General features: G+C 59.7%; 24 protein-coding genes. 16 read left to right on the top strand and 8 right to left on the bottom strand.

The annotated features are described in order from the left end of the window. Position 1 precedes the first annotated feature (1 nt). From GH975_RS10745 to GH975_RS10775, 7 genes are all read left to right on the top strand, one after another. Positions 2–895: a carbohydrate ABC transporter permease gene (locus GH975_RS10745; protein WP_153714521.1), complete on the top strand. Its 894-nt coding sequence runs from the start codon at positions 2–4 to the stop codon at positions 893–895. Positions 896–902: 7 nt separating this feature from the next. Further along, complete coding sequence (locus tag GH975_RS10750; RefSeq protein WP_153714840.1) at positions 903–1748, top strand: carbohydrate ABC transporter permease; 846 nt, start codon at positions 903–905, stop codon at positions 1746–1748. A gap of 3 nt (positions 1749–1751) precedes the next feature. After that, on the top strand, positions 1752–2843 hold the full coding sequence (locus tag GH975_RS10755) for an ABC transporter ATP-binding protein (protein WP_153714522.1): 1092 nt from the start codon (positions 1752–1754) through the stop codon (positions 2841–2843). Beyond that, positions 2844–3755, top strand: coding sequence for a Gfo/Idh/MocA family protein (locus GH975_RS10760; protein WP_153714523.1), 912 nt, complete (start codon positions 2844–2846; stop codon positions 3753–3755). It abuts the gene before it with no gap. 3 nt (positions 3756–3758) lie between these two features. Further along, complete coding sequence (locus GH975_RS10765) at positions 3759–4421, top strand: M48 family metallopeptidase (RefSeq protein WP_153714524.1); 663 nt, start codon at positions 3759–3761, stop codon at positions 4419–4421. Between the two features lie 95 nt (positions 4422–4516). Beyond that, on the top strand, positions 4517–4711 hold the full coding sequence (locus GH975_RS10770) for a hypothetical protein (protein WP_153714525.1): 195 nt from the start codon (positions 4517–4519) through the stop codon (positions 4709–4711). 42 nt (positions 4712–4753) lie between these two features. Further along, positions 4754–5341, top strand: coding sequence for a DNA-3-methyladenine glycosylase family protein (locus GH975_RS10775; RefSeq protein ID WP_153714526.1), 588 nt, complete (start codon positions 4754–4756; stop codon positions 5339–5341). Here the strand turns inward: GH975_RS10775 and hemH are convergent. The 3 genes from hemH to GH975_RS10790 form a co-directional block, all read right to left on the bottom strand. Next, positions 5338–6363 (bottom strand): ferrochelatase, encoded by a 1026-nt coding sequence (hemH, locus tag GH975_RS10780; protein WP_153714527.1) that lies wholly within the window; start codon positions 6361–6363, stop codon positions 5338–5340. The genes GH975_RS10775 and hemH overlap by 4 nt on opposite strands. A 57-nt stretch (positions 6364–6420) precedes the next feature. After that, positions 6421–7227 (bottom strand): nucleotidyl cyclase domain-containing protein, encoded by an 807-nt coding sequence (locus GH975_RS10785; protein ID WP_153714528.1) that lies wholly within the window; start codon positions 7225–7227, stop codon positions 6421–6423. A gap of 73 nt (positions 7228–7300) precedes the next feature. Next, a complete protein-coding gene (locus GH975_RS10790) occupies positions 7301–8590 on the bottom strand; it encodes a M18 family aminopeptidase (RefSeq protein WP_246164722.1) in 1290 nt (429 codons plus the stop codon). A gap of 100 nt (positions 8591–8690) precedes the next feature. On the opposite strand from GH975_RS10790, the gene GH975_RS10795 reads away from it, so the two are divergent. Next, positions 8691–10712 (top strand): carboxy terminal-processing peptidase, encoded by a 2022-nt coding sequence (locus tag GH975_RS10795; RefSeq protein WP_153714529.1) that lies wholly within the window; start codon positions 8691–8693, stop codon positions 10710–10712. On the opposite strand, the gene GH975_RS10800 is transcribed toward GH975_RS10795, so the two are convergent. Together GH975_RS10800 and GH975_RS10805 are read right to left on the bottom strand one after the other, a co-directional pair. Then, positions 10709–11113 carry a DUF4332 domain-containing protein gene (locus GH975_RS10800; protein WP_153714530.1) on the bottom strand — a complete coding sequence of 135 codons (405 nt, stop codon included), beginning with the start codon at positions 11111–11113 and terminating at the stop codon, positions 10709–10711. The two genes, GH975_RS10795 and GH975_RS10800, sit on opposite strands and share 4 nt — an antisense overlap. Positions 11114–11240: 127 nt before the next feature. After that, the gene (locus GH975_RS10805) at positions 11241–11570 is read right to left on the bottom strand and encodes a DUF1820 family protein (protein ID WP_153714531.1); all 330 of its coding nucleotides are present in this window, start codon (positions 11568–11570) and stop codon (positions 11241–11243) included. 116 nt (positions 11571–11686) lie between these two features. Here GH975_RS10805 and miaB point away from each other — a divergent pair, with 116 nt between their 5' ends. Genes miaB through holA form a run of 8 tightly spaced genes read left to right on the top strand, consistent with a single transcriptional unit; the run spans position 11687 to position 20853 of the window. Next, complete coding sequence (miaB, locus tag GH975_RS10810) at positions 11687–13027, top strand: tRNA (N6-isopentenyl adenosine(37)-C2)-methylthiotransferase MiaB (protein WP_153714532.1); 1341 nt, start codon at positions 11687–11689, stop codon at positions 13025–13027. Between the two features lie 57 nt (positions 13028–13084). After that, on the top strand, positions 13085–14056 hold the full coding sequence (locus GH975_RS10815; protein ID WP_153714533.1) for a PhoH family protein: 972 nt from the start codon (positions 13085–13087) through the stop codon (positions 14054–14056). Then, complete coding sequence (gene ybeY / locus GH975_RS10820) at positions 14053–14529, top strand: rRNA maturation RNase YbeY (RefSeq protein WP_246164723.1); 477 nt, start codon at positions 14053–14055, stop codon at positions 14527–14529. The genes GH975_RS10815 and ybeY overlap by 4 nt, the downstream gene beginning before the upstream one ends. After that, positions 14519–15343: an HlyC/CorC family transporter gene (locus tag GH975_RS10825; RefSeq protein ID WP_153714534.1), complete on the top strand. Its 825-nt coding sequence runs from the start codon at positions 14519–14521 to the stop codon at positions 15341–15343. The genes ybeY and GH975_RS10825 overlap by 11 nt, the downstream gene beginning before the upstream one ends. After that, positions 15324–16775: an apolipoprotein N-acyltransferase gene (gene lnt / locus GH975_RS10830; RefSeq protein ID WP_170272635.1), complete on the top strand. Its 1452-nt coding sequence runs from the start codon at positions 15324–15326 to the stop codon at positions 16773–16775. Before GH975_RS10825 ends, lnt begins: the two co-directional genes overlap by 20 nt. Before the next feature lie 36 nt (positions 16776–16811). Next, a complete protein-coding gene (leuS, locus tag GH975_RS10835) occupies positions 16812–19355 on the top strand; it encodes a leucine--tRNA ligase (RefSeq protein WP_153714536.1) in 2544 nt (847 codons plus the stop codon). Continuing rightward, positions 19355–19849, top strand: coding sequence for an LPS-assembly lipoprotein LptE (locus GH975_RS10840; RefSeq protein WP_153714537.1), 495 nt, complete (start codon positions 19355–19357; stop codon positions 19847–19849). The genes leuS and GH975_RS10840 overlap by 1 nt, the downstream gene beginning before the upstream one ends. Next, complete coding sequence (gene holA / locus GH975_RS10845; RefSeq protein ID WP_153714538.1) at positions 19846–20853, top strand: DNA polymerase III subunit delta; 1008 nt, start codon at positions 19846–19848, stop codon at positions 20851–20853. The genes GH975_RS10840 and holA overlap by 4 nt, the downstream gene beginning before the upstream one ends. Positions 20854–20855: 2 nt before the next feature. On the opposite strand, the gene GH975_RS10850 is transcribed toward holA, so the two are convergent. The 3 genes from GH975_RS10850 to GH975_RS10860 all read right to left on the bottom strand — a co-directional run bounded on the left by GH975_RS10850 (position 20856) and on the right by GH975_RS10860 (position 22894). Beyond that, the gene (locus GH975_RS10850) at positions 20856–21947 is read right to left on the bottom strand and encodes an OmpA family protein (RefSeq protein ID WP_170272636.1); all 1092 of its coding nucleotides are present in this window, start codon (positions 21945–21947) and stop codon (positions 20856–20858) included. Between the two features lie 78 nt (positions 21948–22025). Continuing rightward, positions 22026–22628, bottom strand: coding sequence for a lipoyl(octanoyl) transferase LipB (gene lipB / locus GH975_RS10855; protein ID WP_407657225.1), 603 nt, complete (start codon positions 22626–22628; stop codon positions 22026–22028). Continuing rightward, positions 22625–22894, bottom strand: a complete 270-nt coding sequence (locus GH975_RS10860; RefSeq protein WP_153714541.1) for an HP0495 family protein — start codon at positions 22892–22894, stop codon at positions 22625–22627. Before GH975_RS10860 ends, lipB begins: the two co-directional genes overlap by 4 nt. Positions 22895–22904 lie beyond the last annotated feature (10 nt).

The following is a 22904-nucleotide window of genomic DNA, read 5'->3' on the forward strand; positions in this document are numbered from 1 at the left end:
TATGTCATCGCAACGCAGACCTTCGGGGTCGCTCGAACGGCTATTGCCCAAAATTGTGCTCGCACCGACCACACTCGCCATGGTGGTTTGCATGTACGGCTTCATTTTGTGGACGGGCGCATTGTCCTTCACCAGTAGCCGCATGCTGCCGCAGTGGAACTTTGCCGGCTTTGATCAGTACGAACGACTGTTCAATAACCCGCGCTGGGACGTCGCGATGTCTAACCTGGTCGTATTTGGCGTGCTGTTCATTGCGATTTCACTGGTCTTGGGCCTAGCGCTTGCTATTTTCCTGGATCAAAAGATTCGCGGCGAAGGCGCTATTCGCACGATCTACCTGTACCCCATGGCGGTGTCATTTGTAGTCACCGGTACCGCCTGGAAATGGATTTTGAACCCCGGCTTGGGCCTTGAAAAATTGGTCCGCGACATGGGGTTTACCGATTTCGAATTCCGCTGGCTGGTCGAGCAGGACATGGCGATCTACACCATCGTGATTGCCGCCGTCTGGCAGTCCAGCGGCTTTGTTATGGCAATGTTCTTGGCCGGTCTACGCGGCATTGATGACTCGCTGATTAAGGCCGCACACATCGATGGCGCGTCACCGACCCAGGCCTACTGGCACGTGATCTTACCAATCTTACGGCCGGCATTTTTCAGCGCTGTGGTGATCTTGTCGCACATCGCCATTAAGAGTTTTGACTTGGTCCAGGCGCTGACCGGCGGCGGCCCAGGCTACTCGTCCGATCTGCCGGCCAACTTTATGTACACCTTTGCCTTTAACCGCGCCCAGATGGGCGTCGGTGCCGCCAGCGCCATGGTCATGCTGTTTGGTGTGCTGGCCATTTTGGTGCCCTACCTGTACTCCGAATTACGAGGGTCTAACCGTGACTAACACTTCCATGAGCTGGCAACGCGGGCTGATCTACGCAATTTTGCTGGTGTTTGCGGCGATCTACTTGGTTCCGCTGTACGTCATGCTGACAACGTCGCTTAAAGACATCGAAGAAATCCGCCAGGGCAACCTGCTGGCGCTGCCCGACAGCCCTACCTTGTATGCCTGGAGCAAGGCCTGGTCCAGCGCCTGCACCGGCAGCGAGTGCCAAGGCCTGGCCCCGTTCTTTTGGAACAGCGTACGCATTGTAGTTCCGGCCGTGATCATCTCGACCGTGGTCGGCGCGCTCAATGGCTATGCCTTGGCTAAATGGCGCTTCCGCGGCTCCGAGATGCTGTTCGGCGCCCTGTTATTTGGGTGTTTTATCCCATTCCAAGTCATTTTGTTGCCGATGGCGCGCTTGCTGGCGACCCTGGGTCTGGCCAACACCGTCACCGGATTAGTGCTGGTTCACGTGATCTATGGGGTGGCTTTTACGACCCTATTTTTCCGCAACTTTTACGTCAGCGTACCCAGTGAACTGGTCAAGGCGGCGCAACTGGATGGGGCCGGGTTCTTTGCGATTTTTCGGCATATTTTCCTGCCGATTTCATTGCCCATTTTCACCGTCACGCTGATCTGGCAGTTCACCCAGATCTGGAACGACTTCTTGTTTGGGGTGGTCTATTCCGGCCCCGGTACACAGCCAATTACCGTCGCCCTTAATAACCTGGTGAACACCTCCATGGGCGGCAAGGAATACAACGTCGATATGGCCGCCGCCATCATCGCAGCACTGCCGACACTGGTGATTTATGTGTTGGCGGGTAAATATTTTGTGCGCGGCCTAACAGCCGGCGCGGTTAAGGGGTAAGTCATGGGTTCTTTACGCATCAACCAAGTCACCAAGTCGTTCGGCGACACCGAGGTCCTCAAGGGCATCAATATCGACGTCCAAAACGGCGAATTTATTATCCTGGTCGGGCCGTCCGGCTGCGGTAAATCGACCCTGATGAACATGATCGCCGGGCTCGAAAGCGTGACGGCCGGCACCCTCGAAATGGATGGCCGTGACGTCACCCACATATCGCCCAAGGACCGTGACATCGCCATGGTGTTCCAGTCCTACGCGCTGTATCCCACCATGACGGTCGGCCGCAACATTTCGTTCGGACTGGAAATGCGCGGCGTCGACAAAGTCGAACGCGAGCGCGTCGTCGCTGAGGTCGCTGCGCTGCTGCAAATCGACCATTTACTGGACCGTAAACCCTCGCAACTGTCCGGCGGCCAGCGCCAACGCGTCGCCATGGGTCGGGCGCTGGCGCGCTCACCGGAAGTGTTTTTGTTCGACGAACCGTTATCGAACTTAGACGCCAAACTGCGCGTCGAGATGCGCACCGAAATCAAAAAACTGCACAAGCGCCTGGGCACCACCATCGTGTATGTGACCCACGACCAGGTCGAGGCCATGACACTGGCCGACCGTATCGCGGTCATGAAAGACGGTATTTTGCAGCAGCTGGGGACGCCGGCGGAAATTTACGACAACCCGGCCAACCAGTTTGTGGCCGGCTTCATGGGCTCGCCGCCGATGAACTTTATCGACGTCGATACCTGTGAGGGGGGCGACATTGAGGTCGAAATCGGGGGCCAAACCCATCGCCTGACACTGCCCTGCTCGCCCGGCATCGCTGCCAGCGGGCTGGCCCGAGTGGTGCTGGGGATTCGCCCGGAAATGATCACCCAGCCAAAACCTGAAAACCGCGACGGCATCGCCGCGCACATGAACTTTGATGTGATCGAACCAATGGGCGCTGACACCATGGCCATTGGCGAGTGGAATGGCCAAACGCTATTGGCTCGGCTGTCGCCCGAAGCCGGTCAAAAAGCCGGCCCGGCCACGGCGATTCAACTGGACACCAGCAAGTGTGTCGCGTTTGATGGCGCAAACGGAGAAAGGATTCGCTAGATGCGCTTTGGTGTTTTGGGTTACGGCAAGTTGGTGCGCGAGCAAGTCGCGCAGGCGTTTGAGGACGCGGGGCACCCGATCGTCGCGGTCGGCAGCCTGTCCGGCACGCGCCCGGACGGGTTCGCCGGCAACCTGCACCGAACCTACACCGGGTGCATCGATGACCCCGCGGTCGAAGCGCTGTACATCGCGACCCCAAACCTATTGCACGTGCCGCTGTGCATTGAAGCCATGGGCGCAGGCAAACCGGTGTTGTGCGAAAAACCGATCGCCATGAACGCAGACCAGCGCGATCAACTGATTCAAACCCAAGCCAAGACCGGCGGCCACGTGCATGAAGCCTTCATGCTTGAACACCATCCCCAGTGGTCACAGATCGAAACGCTGGCGCTGGGCGACCAACGCGTACTGACGACCTCGTTTACCTACGGGCCGAGGCGCGGTGATGATGTCCGCTCCAAAGCCAATTTAGGCGGCGGTGTGTGGCTGGACATCGGCTGTTATGGGCTATACGCCTGCTATCGCTTTGGCGGGCGCCGCCTGATCGACATTGACGGCCGCTGCGAGGTCGACAACGGCGTGACCACACGCGTGGTGGTGCGTCTACAATTCGCCGAGGGCTTGGAAGCTCTGGTCACGGTATCCAGCCAGCATTTTCGCCAACAGTCGCTGAATCTGGTCACCGACAGCGGCCGTTTAACGATGCCGCGCCCGTTCAATCCCGAGGGGCCTGCGATCAACACCTGGGAAACCGACGCCGGCACCGAAACATTGACCTCGCACGGCAATCACTACGCGGCCATGATCGAGCACTTTGTCGCCCATGCTGGCGAACCAGGCATTGCCTTTGACGAACGCACGCGCTTAATCGGCACGTGGAGCGATCAAATCACGGCCCATCTCGGCTTTTAGGCCGTGGCCTGGCCTGACGACCTTGAACTGCGCCGCTCTCGGCGCAAAACCCTGAGTCTGCTAGTCGAGCGCGACCGGATCATCGTGCGCGCCCCGCTGCGCACGCCTCAGCATCAAATCCTGAGCCTAATCGAGCACAAACTCGGTTGGGCGCGCGCACGCCGCGATGCGTTTCAGGCGCCGCCCGCCATCGATGCGCATATGCTGTTGCACTGGCGAGGTCAGCGCGTCCAGTTAGGCACACCGGACTGCCCGTTCAGCGCCTGCCCGGGGCCTGCGGTGCGCCAGCCCAATGCCTGGATTCGCCAACGCCTGGTCGATCAGTACCGCGCCTACGCCTTAGCCTATTTCAACGAAAGATCGTCCCATTGGAGCGCTCAACTGGGCGTCACTATTGGCGCGGTGAGCGTGCGCGACTACCGCGCGCGCTGGGGCAGTTGCAGCCGCAATGGCGAACTCAAATTTAACTGGCGACTGATGATGGCACCGCCCGCCGTTGCTGACTATGTGGCCATTCACGAGGTTTGTCATCGGCTTGAAATGAACCATTCCAAGGCCTTTTGGCGCTGGGTTGAATCGCTCTGCCCCGACTGGCGCGTGCAGCGCAAATGGCTAAACGAGCACGGCCCAGCACTCATGAATGCACTGCCAAAGTCAGGTGAATAAAACTATCGCATAGCGGAAATTTCATCGCTTTCGCGTTTTTGCCGTCGCCCTATACTGCGCCGGTACCTCATTACTGCACACACAAGGAGCCCAGCATGAGCACACACAAGCGCTACAACGCATTTAACCCTCTCGCCACCCCCGCGCAAGCGCTGTCATGGTTGGCTTTCCCCTTTGTTGCCCTGGCGCGCCTGTCGGACTCGCTGCTGGCCACCGAAGAAGCGCTGCGCGCCATGCGCCGCGAAGCGGAATTCCTCAACCGTGTCGGACGCACCCAACTGGGCCGCTAAAACCACGCTATAGTCAGGGGCCTTATTAAAGGCCCCTTTTTTATGTCCGATCCCTACGCACACCTGCTGTCGTTGCCGTATCAAACCCTGCGTGAATATATCGTTCAGTCCGGTCCCGTCGACCTCGGACAACGCTTTGTTGCGAACCCGTGGGAAGCGATCGTCCGCACCGTGATTGGCCAGCAGGTCAGCACGTCAGCAGCCCACTCGATCTGGTCGAAGGTGCAAAGCGCGGCCGCTGGCGATCTATTTGACTGTTTTTTGGATCAGCCCGAGCAACTCGACGGGTGCGGACTGTCGCGGGCAAAACTGCGCACCTTGACGGAGTTGCTGCGTGCCGGGCGCGACGGTCAGCTGGACCTGGCGTGGCTGGCGACGCAGCCGATGGCCGTGCGCCTGGAGCAGCTGTTGCCGTACTGGGGCATCGGGCCATGGTCCGTCGAAATGTTTAGCCTGTTTCATGCGCGCGACCCGGATGTGTGGTCGCCCGGCGACTTGGCGTTAAAAAAAGGCGCCGCCGGATTTGCCGGCGATGCCGGTGCGGACGCCTTAATCGAAGCCACCCGACCCTACCGTTCGTACTTGGCGCTGTATTGTTGGCGCGCGGCCAACGCTAAGTTGTTCGGCTAAACCCAGCCGGCCAGCTCTTCGCCGACCAACTGATTAATCATGGCGGTGCCCAGCGCCGAATCGTTCAAGCAAGGCACAAAGGCAAAGTTTTCGCCGCCGTGATGCTTGAATATTTCAGCCCCTTCGATGGCCAACTCTTCCAAGGTTTCCAAACAATCCGCACTGAACCCCGGGGCCGCAATCAGCATGTTTTTGACCCCACGCTTGGCGGCCGCTTCAATGCTGACATCGGTGTAGGGTTGCAACCATTCCTTGGGCCCAAAGCGCGATTGGAAGGTCTGTTGATACTGATCAGCCGGCCAATCCAATGCCTCACGGATAAGGCGGCCTGATTTGGCACAGAAGCAGTGGTACGGATCGCCTTTGTCCAGGTACTCCTTGGGCACGCCGTGAAAACTGGTCATCAGCAAATCCGGCGTCCAGTCCAAGCCGGCGACGTGATCGCGGATGCTCTGGGCAATGGCGTTCACATACGCGGGGTGGTCATGGTACTGCGGCAGTGTCCGCACCGCCGGCTGCCAGCGCTGTTTTTGCAGCCACTCGAAGACCTTGTCATTGACCGTCGCCGTGGTCGCCGCACTGTACTGGGGGTACAACGGCACCACCAAGATCCGGTCACAACCGCCCCCAGCCAACGCATCCATGCCCACGGCGATGCTGGGGTTGCCGTAACGCATGGCCCATTCAACCTGAACGTTCGGCCAGTGTGCGGCTGCGTGTGCCGCCAGGGCGTCGGACTGGTTTCGGGTAATTGTGCGCAGCGGCGATTCGTCCAGCTCACGGTTCCAAATGCTGTCGTAAGCTTTACCGGATTTCTGCGGGCGCAGGCTCAAAATAATGCCCTGCAAAATCGGCTGCCACAGCAACGGGCTCAGTTCGATGACCCGGCGGTCGGACAGAAATTCCGACAGGTAGCGGCGCATGGACCAGTAATCGGTGGCATCAGGGGTGCCAAGGTTGACCAGCAGTACGCCAACGCGTGGTGGTTTGACCGCAGGGTGTTCGGCAGGCAGGTGACTCATGTCGGGATCCTTATTTAGCTTCCTCCATCATTGGGCCATCAACCGCCGCGCGCAAGGTTAGGCGATCAAACTTCGGCCATCGACCCGAATCAAACGTTCATTGCGACGGCGCCCCATGGCCATGGCCTCGTGCGCAATATCCATCAATTCAGAGGCGCTAATAGGATGGTCGGCATGGCAGGTCGCGACCGCAACGCGCTTGGCCCAACCGTCTAGACTTAGCAGCCGGCGCGCGACCACCGCGGCCCCGGCGTCGACCTCGCCGGGCAACAAAACACCATACAACCGCTCGGCCAAGCGCCCGAACTCATCCCCCGGCCGGCAAATACACGACAGCATGTCGTTGGACGGCATCGGTAGCCCGGTATTGGACTCGATCAGGATCACAGACAACGAATGGCGGTCACGTCGCGAGCGACCGTGCAGTTTATACAGCGCCGCTTTGAAACCGTGGTGATTCAACAGCCCAGACTCGGTGTCCAGCAGCACAAAGTGCTGCAAGTCGCGCCCGGTGTCGTAGAGTTCGCGCATGGCACTGCTCATGCGATCCATCGCCAACAGCTGAATTTGTAACAGCGACGGCGACGAGTCGGCGCACATTAAGATGTCCGCACCCAACGCCAGCATGTGACGCGCCAAGCGCGGTTGGGTCGACTCGACCCAGGCGACGACGGGACGGGCATAGGGCTGGTCGATGCGAAAATCATTGATCCAGCGTTCGGCGGCGGCGGGGTCGGCGGCATCGACCATCATCCAGTCGCAGCCCAGTTCGGCGTCCATGGTCCACTCACAACCCAGCGGCGTTAATAAACCAGCGATCGCGTGCAGCGACTCCTGGCTGAGGGAACGAAGCAAGACGCGCATGACACTCTCTCCTGAACAAGGTTGTTCAGACTAGACCCACGCCGCGCGTCTGCCCGCGCGCCAGTTAACAGTTTTAGACGCTGTCGGTTTGCCCTAAGTCATGCAAACGATAGAAACCGCACAACAGTTGGGCCAACCACTGAGGGTCACGGTGGCCGGCGGTCTCGCGCGTCGAGTGCATGGCAAAGGTTGGCGCGCCGATGTCCAGCGTGCGCACGCCCAGTTTGCTGGCGGTAATCGGGCCGATGGTGCTGCCACAGCCCAGGTCAGCGCGGTTGGCGAACTGTTGCAGCGGTATGTCCAGGGCCTCCCCCAGCGCCACCATGCAAGCCAGCGTTTCCGGCTCGCTGGCGTAGCGCTGATTGGCATTGACCTTTAATACCGGACCGGCATTGAGCACGACCTGTTGGTTGCGTGAGTGTTTGTCGATGTAATTCGGATGCAGCCCGTGGGCGTTGTCTGCGGATACCATCATCGAGTCCTCGACCACGCGTTCCCAGTCGCCGCCCCAGTGATCCAGGCATTTCGCCAATAACGGGCCGTCGGCTCCGACGGTTGACTGGCTGCCGATTTCTTCGTGGTCGTTACATACCAGCAACATGCCGACTTCGCCGGCGGTCTCGGAGGCCGTCAACAGTGCCTGAAGGCCGGCGAAACAGCTGAGTAAATTATCCAGCCGCGGCGCCAGCAACCACTCGCCAGCGAGGCCAATAATGTCCGATGGCTGGACCGGGTAGGCACACACGTCCGCCGCCAACACCCGATCGCCGTGCTCCAGCCCCCAGGGCATTAACAGTTCGGTTAACGTGGGCACGTCATCGCCCTGGCCCAACACCAAATTAAGGTGCTGTTCAGCATTCACGGTGCGCTCTTTATTGGCCTCGCGGTCCAGGTGAATCGCCAGTGACGGTACCATCGCCACGGCCCGCTCCGAATCAAACAACCGCGTTACGCGGGCGCCGCTGGCATCGACCACGACGGCCCGCCCCGCCAAACCCAATTCGCGGTCAAACCAGGGGTTCATCAGCACGCCGCCATAGGTCTCGACGGACGCCATCAGATAACCATCCTGTAGGTACAGCGCATTTGGCTTGAAGCGTAGATTAGGGCTGTCGGTGTGGGCCCCAACCAAGCGCCAGCCGGCGATCGCATTCGCCGGGGTGATCGCGGCGACGACGGCGCCGGCGGCACGCACATAGACCGCGCTGCCGGGGGCCGGCGTATCGGTCGCCTGAATCGATTGGAAACCAGCGCCCTCAAGGGCCTGAACCAGGTTATCGACCGCGTGCCACGGTGTCGGCGAGGCATCAATGAATTCGAGTAGCCGCTGATTAAAAGCGAGCGGTGAGACGTCGTCGATCACGATTGAGTTTTACTCCGGCATGGGTCCGACCTAGTATCAAAGGCGGAACTGATTAGTAACGCCGTACTCTAACCGAAAAATTCACCGTTCAGGACACCCTATGCGCACTGCTATTGCCCTACTTGCACTGATTGCTTTCTCGACCTTGCCTGCGCATGCGCTGGTGCTTGAACCGGACGCCAAAAACGCCGACCTGATCGAAGCCGTCGTCAAAATCACCAAGCGTCGGCATTTCGTCCAGCTCGAAATTAATGACCGCCTTGGCTCAGATGTGTTCGAGGCCTATATCGACGGCCTCGACCCGACCAAATCGCACTTCACCCAGGCTGACCTTGTCAGCCTAGAGCGCTGGCGCCGGCTGATGGACGACCAACTCGAGGCTGGCCAACAAAGCGCCGCGTTTGACATCTACAACCGCTACATTGAACGCGCCCGCCAACGCCTCAACCATTATTTAGACGGACTGACCGACGTCGACCTGATCGACTTCGATGGCGACGAGCGACTAGAGCTGGACCCGGAATTGCGCGACTTCGCCGCTGACGACGCTGAACTGCGCGCGCTGTGGCGCCTTCAGGCTAAAAACCAGATGCTCAATCTGCTCAGCGCCGGCCAAGGCCTGAGCGAGGCCAGCGCCACACTGCAGCGCCGCTTTAATGCCCAGCTCAACCGTCTTGAACGGACCCGCTCGATGGACGTGGTGACCGCGTACCTGAACGCCTACACGCTGTTATTCGACCCCCACACCACGTTCTACGGCCCGCGCGAATCGGAAAACTTTGACATCAACATGAGCCTCCAGCTCGAGGGCATCGGTGCGGTACTGCAGGCCGAAGACGAGCTGACTAAGGTCGTCAATCTGATCCCGGGCGGGCCGGCTGAAAAAGGCGGCGAACTCAAAGCCGCCGACAACATCGTTGGCGTCGGTCAGGCCGGCGAGGAAGTCGTCGATGTGATTGGCTGGCGGTTGGATGAAGTGGTCCAGCTCATTCGAGGACCGAAAGGCAGTGCCGTGCGCCTGGAAGTCATTCCCGGTGGCGCGCCGGTCGGCAGCCCGTCACGCTTTATCGATATCACGCGCGACCGCGTGCAATTGGAAGATCAAAGCGCCCAATCGCAAGTGTTAGAGCTCGAATTGAACGGCGTCAAAAGCAAAGTCGGCGTCATCGACGTGCCGACTTTTTACACGGACTTTGCGGCGCGCCAAGCCGGCGATCCGGACTACCGCTCGACCACCAAGGACGTCGCTAAAATCCTTGAGGACCTGCAGTCCCAGGGTGTCGACTCGCTGATCATTGACTTGCGCGGCAACGGCGGCGGCGCCCTCCAAGAAGCCAACAGCCTGACTGGCTTATTTATTCGCTCAGGCCCGGTCGTGCAAATTCGTGGCACCGGCCGGCGCCAAAGCGTGCTGGCCGACCAGGACCCACGCGTGCAATACGCAGGCCCCTTGGTGGTACTGGTCGACCGGTCCAGCGCCTCGGCCTCCGAAATTTTTGCCGGCGCCATTCAGGACTACGGTCGCGGCCTGATCGTGGGCAACCAAACCTTTGGCAAAGGCACCGTCCAGGCTGTGATTCCAGTCGGCGACGCCCAGGTCAAACTGACTCAAGCCAAGTTCTATCGAATCTCCGGGGACTCGACCCAAAACCGTGGCGTTAAAGCCGACCTGTTGTTGCCGATGGTATTTGACCCCGCCGACATGGGCGAAGGCAGTTTGCAACGTGCCATGCCGTACGACGAGATCAGTCCGGCGCCGTACCGGCGTATCGACAACCTGCGCGGCTTGATCCCGTCATTGCAAAGCCGGCACAACCAGCGCTCGGAACTGGATCCAGACTTTATCTGGTGGCGCAAGCACGTCGCCGAGCAAACCGCTCAGCTCGCGGACACCGAAATTCGGCTGAACCTGAATTCGCGCAAGGCACTGATTGAAGCGCGCCGGGTGGCGTTGGTGGAATTGGAAAACGAGCGCCGAGCGGCGCGCGGTCTGGATGCGGTTGACGAAGTCACGCGCAGCGACGCCCAAGACGTCATTTTAGAGGCGGGCCTGCGAGAAGCGGGTTACATCCTGATGGACCTGATCGAGCTCTCGCAGGGCAAGGTCGCCGGAACGCTTTAGTAGTGGATGCCGCGGGGTAAGTCGCGCGCCTGGCGGATCCAGTTGGTCACCGCGGTTTCGCTGGGAACCGCTCGGACTAGCTTGCGCTGGGCATTCAGGTCGCTCATACGGCTGACCAAGTTTTGGGCGTTACGCCGTGCCAGCGCCTTGACGGTGTCGACACCGCAGTGCTCCAGCAAGTCGGCGTATTCCTCGCCAATACCGCGCACCCGCGCCAAATCCGCGCGGTTCACAAAGGCCAATATTTGCTTTTCTGAAATGCCACTTTCCCGGGCCAAACGCTTGCGTCCGGACGGACGGCAGCAATTGTCCAAGAGTTTTTCCTGAGTGCTGATACCCGCCGATTGCAGTTTGGCGGCGTAGGCGGGGCCAATGCCCTCGATTTCGGTCAGTTTTGTCATCGTTATCTCCGACTAGAACAAATGGGTCGGCTCAAAGGCCGCACCCAGTGTCGGAGGCTTAGGGCACTGAAACCGAGGACCCGGTCACACCCGTCCGCCGGTCCAATGCGGCCATTGATGGCCGCACCTAGTCGAAATCGCGCGGCTGCGAGAAATGTATCGGTGTCACTTTGGCGGCCCCGTCGCGTACTCGGGTCACCCCGACACGCTCAACTTCATCGACGCGAACAATCGCGTGGACGGGGATGTAGGTGCGTTTGACGCCCTGGAACTCGGCCTTGAGCTTTTCTTCGGTCGGGTCGACCACCAGCGCCGAGCGCTCGCCGAACACCAGCTCTTCAACCTCCAAAAAACCGTACAGGTCGGATTGATAGATTTGCTTGGCGTAGATCTCAAAGACCTTGTCCTGATTGACAAACAGCACGCGGTACAAAGGTGTCTCGGCTTTTAAGGTCATGGGTGCTCGGGAATATTGCGGGGCGCAAATATTCCAGTTAGTGAAAGACTCGTCAAGGCGCGTGCACTTTCGTTTATACTCGACCACCGTTTTCCACCACTTTCAAGAGCACGCGCATGGCCAAAAAGCTATACATCAAAACTCACGGTTGTCAGATGAACGAGTACGACTCCAACCGTATGGCTGATGCGCTGCGAGAATCCCACGGGCTGACGCTGACCGATTCCCCCGATGACGCCGATGTGATTTTGCTTAACACCTGCTCGATCCGCGAAAAGGCACAGGAAAAAGTCTTTAGCGAACTGGGCCGACTGCGCCCGCTGAAAGACAAAAACCCGGAGCTAGTGATTGGGGTCGGCGGCTGCGTCGCCAGCCAAGAAGGCGCCGCCATTCAGTCGCGCGCGCCCTATGTGGACATGGTGTTCGGCCCGCAAACGCTGCACCGACTGCCGGCCATGGTTAACGCCGCGGCGAACAAGGAAAAAGTCGTCGACGTCAGCTTTCCGGAAATCGAGAAATTCGACAACCTGCCCGAACCCAAGGTCGAGGGCGCCAGCGCCTTTGTTTCAGTCATGGAAGGCTGCTCAAAATACTGCACCTTTTGCGTCGTGCCCTACACCCGCGGCGAAGAAGTCAGCCGCCCGTTTGACGACGTTATCGCCGAATGCGCCGGACTGGCCGAACAGGGCGTGCGCGAAATCAATTTGCTGGGTCAAAACGTCAACGCCTTTCGCGGCACCACCCATGACGGTGGCAGCGCCAGCTTGGCAGACCTGATCACCGTGGTCGCAGCGATCGACGGCATTGATCGCCTGCGCTTTACCACCTCGCACCCGGTCGAGTTCAGCGACGACCTGATCGATGCCTTTGCCACGGTGCCCGAGCTGGTCAGCCACCTGCACTTGCCGGTTCAATCCGGCTCGGACCGTATTCTGGCCCAGATGAAACGCGGCCATACGGCAATCGAATACAAGTCAAAAATCCGCGCGCTGCGCAAAGCACGGCCCGGCATCAGCCTGTCGTCGGACTTTATTATTGGCTTCCCGGGTGAAACCGACAAAGACTTTGAGGACACCATGAAGCTGATCGAACAGATCGGCTTTGACCACAGCTTTAGCTTTATTTACAGCCGTCGCCCGGGCACCCCAGCGTCGGACATGCCCGATGATGTCGACGCCGATGTTAAGAAAAAACGGCTATCGATTTTACAGACTCGGATCGCCGGCATGGCGGCCAAAATCAGCCATGACATGGTCGGGTCAACACAGACCGTCCTAGTCACCGGTGTCTCTAAAAAAGACCCTGGCCAGCTCCAGGGCCGGACCGAAAACAACCGAGTGGTTAACTTCAGCTGTGACGACCGCAGTTTGATCGGCCACTTCACCGATGTCGCCATCGGCGAGGCCCTGCCCAACTCCCTGCGCGGCACCTTGGTAGACCCTTCGGTCAAGCGCTAGTTGCAATGTCATTAACTCGGGTTATGCTTCGCGCATGCCCATTAAAGAAGCCCACCATTGAGCGCTGACACAATTACCCGTCGGGTTGAACTCCAACCCGATGACGCCAATCGCCTTCAAGCCCTGTGCGGCTTGCATAACGAAAACATTAAGCTGGTCGAACGCCGCCTAGGCATCGAGATTCGAGGTCGCGGCAACCGCTTTGAAGTGACCGGCACGGCCGACGCGTCCGACACCGGCGCCGAGATCCTGAACCGGATTTATGAGTCGACCGAGAGTAACCGCGACGTCGGCCCCGAGGACATCCATCTGGTCCTGCAAGAAGCCCGCATCGACACCGTATTCGCCCGCCACGACGACATCACCGACGGCTCGGTCATCCAGACCCCGAAAATGTCGGTCCGCCCTCGCGGCGGCAACCAGCGTGGGTACGTCGAGTCGATCATGCGCCACGATATTTCCTTTGGTGTCGGCCCCGCCGGCACCGGCAAAACCTGGTTGGCCGTGGCCTGTGCCGCCGAAGCATTAAAACAAGACCGGGTGCGCCGAATTCTATTGGTTCGCCCGGCCGTTGAAGCCGGCGAAAAACTGGGTTTCCTACCCGGTGACCTGGCTCAAAAAGTCGACCCGTACCTACGCCCGCTGTATGACGCGCTTTACGAAATGCTGGGCTTTGAGCAGGTCGGACGCCTGATCGAGCGCCAAGTCATCGAAGTTGCCCCGCTGGCCTTCATGCGCGGTCGGACCTTGAACGACGCCTATATCATTTTGGACGAAAGCCAAAACACCACCCGCGAACAGATGAAAATGTTCCTGACGCGCATCGGCTTTGGTTCCAAAGCGGTGATTACCGGCGACCCCAGCCAAATCGACTTGCCCAAGGCCCAGGCCTCGGGCCTGATGAACGCACTGGAACTATTGGAAGGCGTTGAGGGCATCGGCATCACCCGCTTTGCCAGCAAAGACGTGGTCCGGCATCCACTGGTCCAGCGCATCGTCGAAGCCTACGACCGCAAGGACAACCCATGATCGTGGTGGTCCAAAGCGACGGCATGGACGTGTGCGAACACGAGATACCCGAGCCCGACTCGATTATCGCCTGGGCCAATTGGGCTTCAGGCGAGCTAACCGACGGCGCATCCGCGCTGGCCGAGAACACCGAACTGTGTGTCCAACTGCTGTCCGAAACGGACATGCAGGCGCTAAATCAGCAATACCGCGGCAAAGACAAGTCCACCAACGTGCTGTCGTTCCCGTTCGAGTCCATGCCAGGGGTCGAATTGCCGATCCTCGGCGACATCGCCCTGTGCCCCGCCGTGGTCGCACGCGAAGCGATAGAGCAAACTAAAACACTGCACAACCATTGGGCCCATATGCTGGTGCATGGTGTGCTGCACCTGCGTGGCTATGACCACATTGACGACACCGACGCTGACCACATGGAAGGCTTGGAACAGGCCATCCTAGGCCGCCATGGAGTGGGCAACCCGTATGAGTCTTAATCTGGCACACCGGGTCTACAAAGCCCTCAACCCCGACCCACAAGACCGCGAAGAACTGCTCACGGTATTGCGTGATGCACACACCGCGAACCTATTGAACGCGGAAGTGTTAAGCATTATCGAAGGCGCGTTGCAGGTCTCGGAAATGCAGGTGCGGGACGTCATGATTCCGCGCTCACAGGTGGTCGAAATTCGCTCGCACGAACCGATTGCGGACTTTATGCCGCGCGTAATCGAGTCGTCGCACTCGCGTTTTCCGGTTCTCAATGATTCGGACGATGTGGTCGGCGTGCTGCTGGCCAAAGACCTGTTGCCGCTGCTGGTGACCGAAAAAGGCGTCAGCGATTTCGCCCTCAAAGAAGTCGCCCGTCCGGCCCGCTTCGTGCCCGAATCAAAACGGCTGGACACGCTGTTGCGCGAATTTCGTGACCAGCGTTTTCACATGGCCCTGGTGGTCGACGAATTCGGTGAGTTTGCCGGTCTGGTGACCATCGAGGACGTGCTGGAGCAGATCGTCGGTGACATCGAAGACGAACACGACACCGACGACGATGATGCCGTGCGCGACTTAGGCGATGGCGTCTATATGGTCAAAGCCGGCCTTGAAATCGAAGATTTTAACGAAGCCATGGGCACCGACTTTGCCGATGACGAATTTGACACCATCGGCGGCATCGTCGTGCATGCGTTTGGGCACGTGCCCAAGTGCGATGAAACCGTCACCGTGGCCGGGCTGCGCTTTGAGGTGACCAACGCGGATAAACGCCGCGTCCACCTGTTCAAGGTCGCCCGGGTTGAAAGCACCCACGCCTAAACGCTGGCTTATCTGGACCCTGGCCGCCCTTGGCGGCGGTCTGCAAACCCTAAGCCTGGCTCCGTTTGATCAATGGTGGTGCTTGCCACTGGCGCTCGCTGCATGGCTGTTCGCCCTCCAACGCGACCCCATCGTTGGCAGTTTTGCCTACGGTGTCGGCCTGTTTGGATCCGGGGCGTCGTGGATTTGGGTCAGCATGGTCACCATCAGCGCCACTCCGATTGCGATCGCCCTGGTCCTTGAATTGGCCTTCTTGGGCCTGCTCGCGTCGACCCTAGCGTTGTGCGGGTGGGGCTACGCGCGACTTCGTGCGCCCAACCCCTGGCTATGTTTCCCGGCCCTAGTGGTGGCCGCCGAAGTCATTCGCACCTTCGCCTTTACCGGCTTCCCATGGCTGTTCGCCGGTTACGGTCTGATCGACTCGCCCTGGGGCTGGCTGGCCTCGGTGGTCGGCGTATACGGCCTCAGTGCGCTGGCGGCGGTCGTCGCGGTGGCGGTGCATCAGCCATCAAAGCTGGTTGTGCTGCTGCCCATTTTGGGGTTGTTAGCCTGGCTGAAACCGCCACCGTTGGGCGCGGATGCGCAACCGATCAGCGTTCGCCTAATTCAGCCCAACGTACCGGCCGAGAAAAAGTGGGACCCGGATTGGCGCACCACGATTCTAAACCGACACATCGAACCGACCCTGACCGCTGACACCGACTGGGTAATTTGGAGCGAAAATGCGGTCCCGCTGTATGGCGCCGACGCCGATGCGTTTTTCAACGAGATGGCCCGCCAGCGACCGGACATTGCGCTGTTTGCTGGACGTCTGATCGAGGCTCCGCCAAACCGCACCCGGCGCTTTTACAACGCCATCGAAGGGTTCGCCGACGCCGGCGGCCGCCACTACAAAAGCCGCTTGGTGCCCTTTGGCGAGTATGTGCCGCTGGAAGGCGCGCTGCGTGGGCTGATTGATTTCTTTGACCTGCCGTTGTCGACTATCGTGCCCGGACACAGCTCGGACCCCTTGCGCGCCGGCCCCACCGCCGTCAGCGCGCTGATTTGTTACGAGGTTGCCTATCCGCTGTTGGCGTGGACGGCGAGCGAGCAGGCCGATGTGCTGTTAACCGTCAGCAACGACGCTTGGTTTGGACACAGCATCGCCCGCGACCAGCACCTGCAGATGGCGCGCATGCGCGCGTTGGAGCTGGGCCGGCCGATGCTACGCGCCACCAATGACGGCATCAGCGCGGTGATCGATGCCCAGGGCCGGATCAGCGCGCGCCTGGACAGCGGCGTCACCGGCTACCTCGATACCACGCTTAATCGAACTGGCATCGACAGTCTGTACCGACTTTGGGGCCCTTGGCCGGTGTGGATACTGAGCCTGGGATTGCTGCTGTCACAATGGCGTGGTCTGGCGCTACCCTCCAGGCGCGCCGACCGCTAGACTGTCGGCTGATTCATCATCGGCCCAGACCCCTGCATGCAAAACCTCTACGATCCCAAAGCCATCGAAGCGCGCGTCCAAACTCGCTGGAACGAATCCGGCAGCTTTAACGTCACCGAAGACCCCAGCAAAGAGAAATACTATTGCCTGAGCATGCTGCCCTACCCCAGTGGAAAGCTGCATATGGGGCACGTGCGCAACTACACCATCGGCGATGTCGTCAGCCGCTACCAGCGCATGCTTGGCAAGCAGGTGATGCAGCCGATGGGTTGGGACGCCTTTGGCATGCCGGCGGAAAACGCAGCGATCGCCAATAAAAGTGCACCGGCGGCCTGGACTTACGCCAACATCGATAACATGCGCGACCAACTCAAAGCGCTGGGTTTTGCCTACGACTGGGACCGTGAAGTCACCACCTGCCAGCCGGACTATTACCGCTGGGAGCAGTGGCTGTTCACACGCATGATCAAGTCCGGCCTGGCCTACCGCAAAAAAGCCTTGGTTAACTGGGACCCGGTCGATCAAACCGTCCTGGCCAACGAGCAAGTCATCGACGGTTGCGGCTGGCGCAGTGGCGCACCGGTTGAGCGTCGCGAAATCGACCAGTGGTTTATCCGCATTACCGATTACGCAGAACAGTTGCTGGACGATTTGGACGGCGTCGAGTGGCCGGAACAGGTCAAAACCATGCAGCGCAACTGGATCGGCCGCAGCGAGGGCCTGACCTTCCGCTTTGCCGTGAATGATCGCGACCAGCAGTTGGAGGTCTATACCACCCGCCCGGACACCTTGATGGGGGCGACCTATGTTGGCATCGCGCCACAACACCCGCTGGCGCTGGAAATGGCCGCCAACAACCCGGCCCTAAAGACCTTTTTGCACGAATGTAGCCAGATGAAAACCGCCGAAGCGGACATGGCCAAAGCCGACAAAAAAGGCATGGACACGGGGTTGACCGTGGCCCACCCGATCAGCGGAGAGCCCTTGCCGATCTGGGTCGCCAACTTTGTCCTGATCGAATACGGTTCGGGCGCTGTCATGGCCGTACCGGCGCATGACGAACGCGACTACGAGTTCGCCACCCAATACGCACTGCCGATCAAAGCGGTGGTCGAACCGATTGAAGCGGACCCGGACTACAACATCAACCTGCGCCCCTGGACACTCAAGAGCGGGCGTTTGATCAACTCCGGTGACTTCGACGGCCTCAACTTTAAAGACGCCTTCACCGCGATCGCCGAGGCCCTGGCCGGCAACGGCAAAGGTGAGGTCACGGTCAACTACCGCCTGCGCGATTGGGGCGTCGGCCGCCAACGCTACTGGGGCTGCCCGGTGCCGGTGATCCACAAGGCCGATGGCAGCATCGAAGCCGTCGCCGAAGACCAGTTGCCGGTGGTATTGCCCGAGTACACCGAATTTGATGCGTCCGGCAGTCCGCTCAAAAAAGACCAAAACTTCATTCAAACGGTCGACAGTGATGGCAACCCAGCCGAGCGTGACACCGACACCTTTGACACCTTTATGGAGTCCAGCTGGTACTTCGCCCGCTATGCCTGCCCGGACGCTGACGCGATGCTGGACGGCCGCGCCAAATACTGGTTGCCGGTGGATCTGTATGTCGGTGGCATCGAACACGCGATCCTGCACTTACTGTACGCCCGCTTCTACCACAAGATCATGCGTGACGAAGGCCTGGTCGACTGTGACGAGCCGTTCAAGCGGCTGTTGACCCAGGGCATGGTGCTGGCGAAATCGTTCTACCGAACGCAGGCCAATGGCGGCAAAGTCTGGTTCAACCCGACCGACGTCGAAGCCATCACCGACAACGACGGCAAGGTCAACGGCTACCGACTGATCGCTGACGGTGAACCGGTCATCGAGGGCGGCGTCACCAAAATGTCCAAGTCCAAGAACAACGGCATTGATCCGCAGTCAACCATCGACGCCTGGGGCGCCGACACCGTGCGCCTGTACACCATGTTTGCGGCGCCGCCGGAACAAACCTTGGAATGGTCCGACGACGGTGTCGCCGGCGCCCAGCGCTTTATTCGGCGCTTGTGGAATGCGGTACACGCCGACTTTGAACCCGGCAATGGGGTCGACGCGGACCTACGCCGTAAGGCCCACGAAACGCTGCAAAAAGTCAGCCATGACTTGGGCGAACGCCTCAACTTCAACACCGCGATCGCCTCGATCATGGAATTGACCAACGCCATCATTGCCCACACCGGCTCCCAAGCGGCGCGCGACGAGGCCATCAGCATGGCCCTGCGCATGCTGTCGCCGTTCGTGCCGCATGCGACCCAAGCGATGTGGGAAAGCACCGGCCAGGCCGGCTTGATCATTGACGCCGAGTGGCCCGAACTGGACCACAGTGCGCTGGTTCGTGACACCGTTGAGATGGTCGTCCAGGTCAATGGCAAGGTCCGTGCGAAAATGCAGATGCCCGTCGGCGTCGACAAAGACAGCGCCGAAAAAGCCGCCTTGGCCGAGCACAATGTGGCCAAGTTCTTGGATGGCCTGACCCTGCGCAAAGTCATCGTCGTGCCGGGCCGGTTGGTCAATTTGGTCGCTAACTGATGCGTGCGCTGTGGTTGGCGTTGGCGCTGGTGTTAACCGGCTGCGGTTACCAGCTGGTTGGCTTGGACAGTGGCGGCCAAAAGCCCGCCGCCCTGGCCGGCGGCCTCAGCGTGTCGATCACCGACCCCTACGCCACCCCAGCCAAGATACTGGCCCGGGCCATTGCCCAGCGCGAGCTGGCAGGGTCTGCGTATGAACTGAAGATCGAACAAATGACGATCGAGCGGCGCGAGCTCAGCGATTTCAGTGACCGCACCGAGTACGAGTTGCGCGCCACTCTAACGTGGGGTATCAGCCGCGACGACGAGCGCTACCTGGTCGGGCCTGAAACCCTGCGCCGGGATGCCCTGCTGGTGTTGCTGGACAGCAACAGCGACTCGCTCGACAGCGACTTGGAGCGCCAGCGCGGTGAGGCTTTGTTCGAAGACTTAACCCGATTAATGCTGGACCGTCTGTACGTTGCCGCCGAAAACGGGCAGTTGGCGACACCGTGAAAATTCGCCCGGATCAACTGCCCAAGCAGCTGGCCCAGGGGCTGGCGCCGGTGATAATGGTCGAGGGCGAGGAAACACTGCTGTGCATCGAGGCGGCGGACCGAGTGCGCGCCGCGGCGCGCGCGGCCGGCTACGAGCGTGAAGTGCTTGATGCTGGACCCGGATTTGACTGGGGCCAGCTGATCGAGGCACGTTCCGGGCTGTCACTGTTCGCGACGCTGACGCTGTTGGAGCTGCGACTGGTCAAAGGCAAACTCGATGCCAAGGCCGAAAAAGCGCTAACGTTTTATTTGGACGACCCGTCACCGGAAAAATGCTTGCTGATCACGGCGCCGAAACTGGAGCCGAGCCAAACCAAGAAAGGCTGGTTCAAACAGGTCGAGCAGCAAGGCTGGCACGTCAGTTGCGCCAAGATCTACAGCGACAAATTCGGTGCCTGGCTAAAAGGCGAGCTGCGCAATCAGGGCGTCGCGCTGACCGACGAAGGATTTGACGCGCTGATGTTGCGGGTCGAGGGCAACGCCTTGGCCGCACGCCAAGAAATCCAAAAACTGCACCTGTTTTTCCAAGGTCAGCCGATGAGCGACCTGGATGTCGCCAAGATTACCGCCGAAAGCGCGCGCTATACCGTGTTTGAACTGACCGATGCTTGCCTGGATGGCAAGGTCGCCAAGGTCGACCACATCCTCAGTGTGTTGGAAGCCGAAGGCGCCGCACCCTTAGGGATCCTACGCTTGATTGCGCGCGACCTCAGCATGCTGACGGACATTCAGAGCCATCCCAACGGTATCCGTGCCGGCGCCCAAAGCGCACCAACCATTGCCAACAAACGCCCCAAGCTGGAACGGGCGGCAAATCGCCTCAGCGCGAATGCGTTGTTGTCATTAAATCAGCAGGCCCTGCGGGTTGACCGAGCGGTCAAGGGCCAAAACAAAACGCCAGCCTGGCTATCGCTTAGCCAGCTGGCGCTGAAAATTGCCGGGGCGCGAACCCCGGCCAGTTAAGGCTAGTTGGACGCCTTAAAGGTCTTTTTGACGGCGCTGACGGATGCCACCACACGACGGTTCTGTTCGCGGCCGGCCGCATTCATGTTGTCGGCGATCGGTTTGGATTCTCCGAAGCCTTTGGCATCAATGCGATCACTCTGAACACCCCGCGCTACCAGCGCGCGCTTGACCGCGTCAGCACGCTTTTGGCTTAGGGTCATGTTAAACGCCGCTGAACCGACGCTGTCCGTGTGACCACCCAGCAACACACGGGTGTTCGGGTACTCGCCCAGGAAGCTGGCAAGGTTGTCGATGTCGCTGACGTAGCCGGATTTAATCGTGGCGATGTTGGTGTCAAATTCAACATCCAAGTTAAAGGTCACCACTTCGCTTTGCAGCACCGGACAACCGGCCGCGTCGACCGCTAAACCCGGTGCCGTACCCAAGCAATCGTCTTGGCTATCGACCACGCCGTCGCGATCTTCGTCCAGTTCACAGCCACTGGCATCGACATTGGCGCCGGCCGGCGTGCCCGGGCAGACGTCCATGTCGTCGTTGACGCCGTCACCGTCAGTGTCGGCGACCATCGGCATCTCCATCATTTTGTTGCCGCCAAGGCCAAACACCATCGACAGGGTGGCGACCACATCTGTGGCATTGGCTTCGTCGGTGCGCAGGCCGCGCAAGTCAGCGCGCAGGTCCAGTGCTTCACTGAGGGCATACTTGACGCCGCCACCAAGGCTGAACAGCGAGTCGCTGTTTTTAGCGCCTGCGCTGGTCTCGGTTTTCATTTCACCGACACCCGCCGACAGATAAGGCGTCCATGCGCCGGTCGGGGCTAGGTGATACAAACCATCGAGCTGAAACATACGGGCGTCAAACGAGGCATTGGTGGTGTCCTCGGCATTGGCTGCGCTGTAGGACAGCTCAGCGCCAAAGGGGCTGTCGGGGTAGCGGTAGCCAACACCCAGTTTACCCAATACATCATTGTCGACATTGCGGTCGCCATCAAAATTGATGAGGCCGGCGCCGACGCTCAATTCCGCTTCGGCCAGCACGACGCCAGAGATGCTCATGGAGCCGATCAGTACGGCCAGCAGAGTTTTCTTCATTCGGTTGTTTCCTTGTGTAGTGACCCAACAAGTTTGGGCCATGACGGCCAGATAATCAGCCGTACCTTGCGCTTAGAACTAGTACCCTAGGGCAATTAAATGACGCATCAGGTGGCGCGGCCAAGCCTGTTTGAAGGCTTCGAGGTCCGTAATACCTAGTCTACGTGCATCCGTCATCGGCAAGGATTGATAACCGCAGGGGTTGATGCCATCAAACGGCGCCAAATCCATATCGACGTTGAGGGCAATGCCATGAAAGCTACGTCCTTTGCGGACCCGCAGCCCTAACGAGCTGATCTTGGCGGCCCCGACGTACACGCCCGGCGCTCGTTTGCGTGCGCTGGCATAGATCCCGCGCTGGGCCAGCACATCGACCACGGATTGCTCCAGCGCAGTGATCAGATCGCGCACACCGATGCGCGCGGCTTTGATGTCAATCAAGGGGTATAAAATAAGCTGGCCCGGGCCGTGATAGGTGATCTGGCCGCCACGGTCCGTTTGCACGACGGGAATGTCACCTGCGAACAACAGGTGCTCCGGCTTTCCGGCCTGGCCCTGGGTATAGACCGGCGCGTGCTCAACGGCCCAAAGTTGATCCGGGGCCGATGAATCGACCCACGCCCGCATTGACTCCCAGCAACTGGAATAGTCTTGGAGCCCTCGCCAATGCAGGGGTATCACAGAACGAAGTGGACCTCACCGGTGTCTTTTAAGTCTTCGAACAGCGCCTTAAGTTGCGGCTCACCGGTGGCCCATATGCGCATACGATAGGACTGGTAATTGCCGTTCTTTGATTCGCTGATGACAATGCTGGTGACGTCAAAGTGCGGGTCGTGCTGGCGCACAATCGCCACCATGGCCGAGTGAAAGCCGTCAACGGAGTTGGCGACCACTTTAATGCCGTAATCCAGCGGAAATTCGATTTTCGGGGCTGTCGGTTCTGTCATTATCAATCCT

It is taken from the genome of Litorivicinus lipolyticus, assembly GCF_009650135.1.
GTDB classification, from domain to species: domain Bacteria; phylum Pseudomonadota; class Gammaproteobacteria; order Pseudomonadales; family Litorivicinaceae; genus Litorivicinus; species Litorivicinus lipolyticus.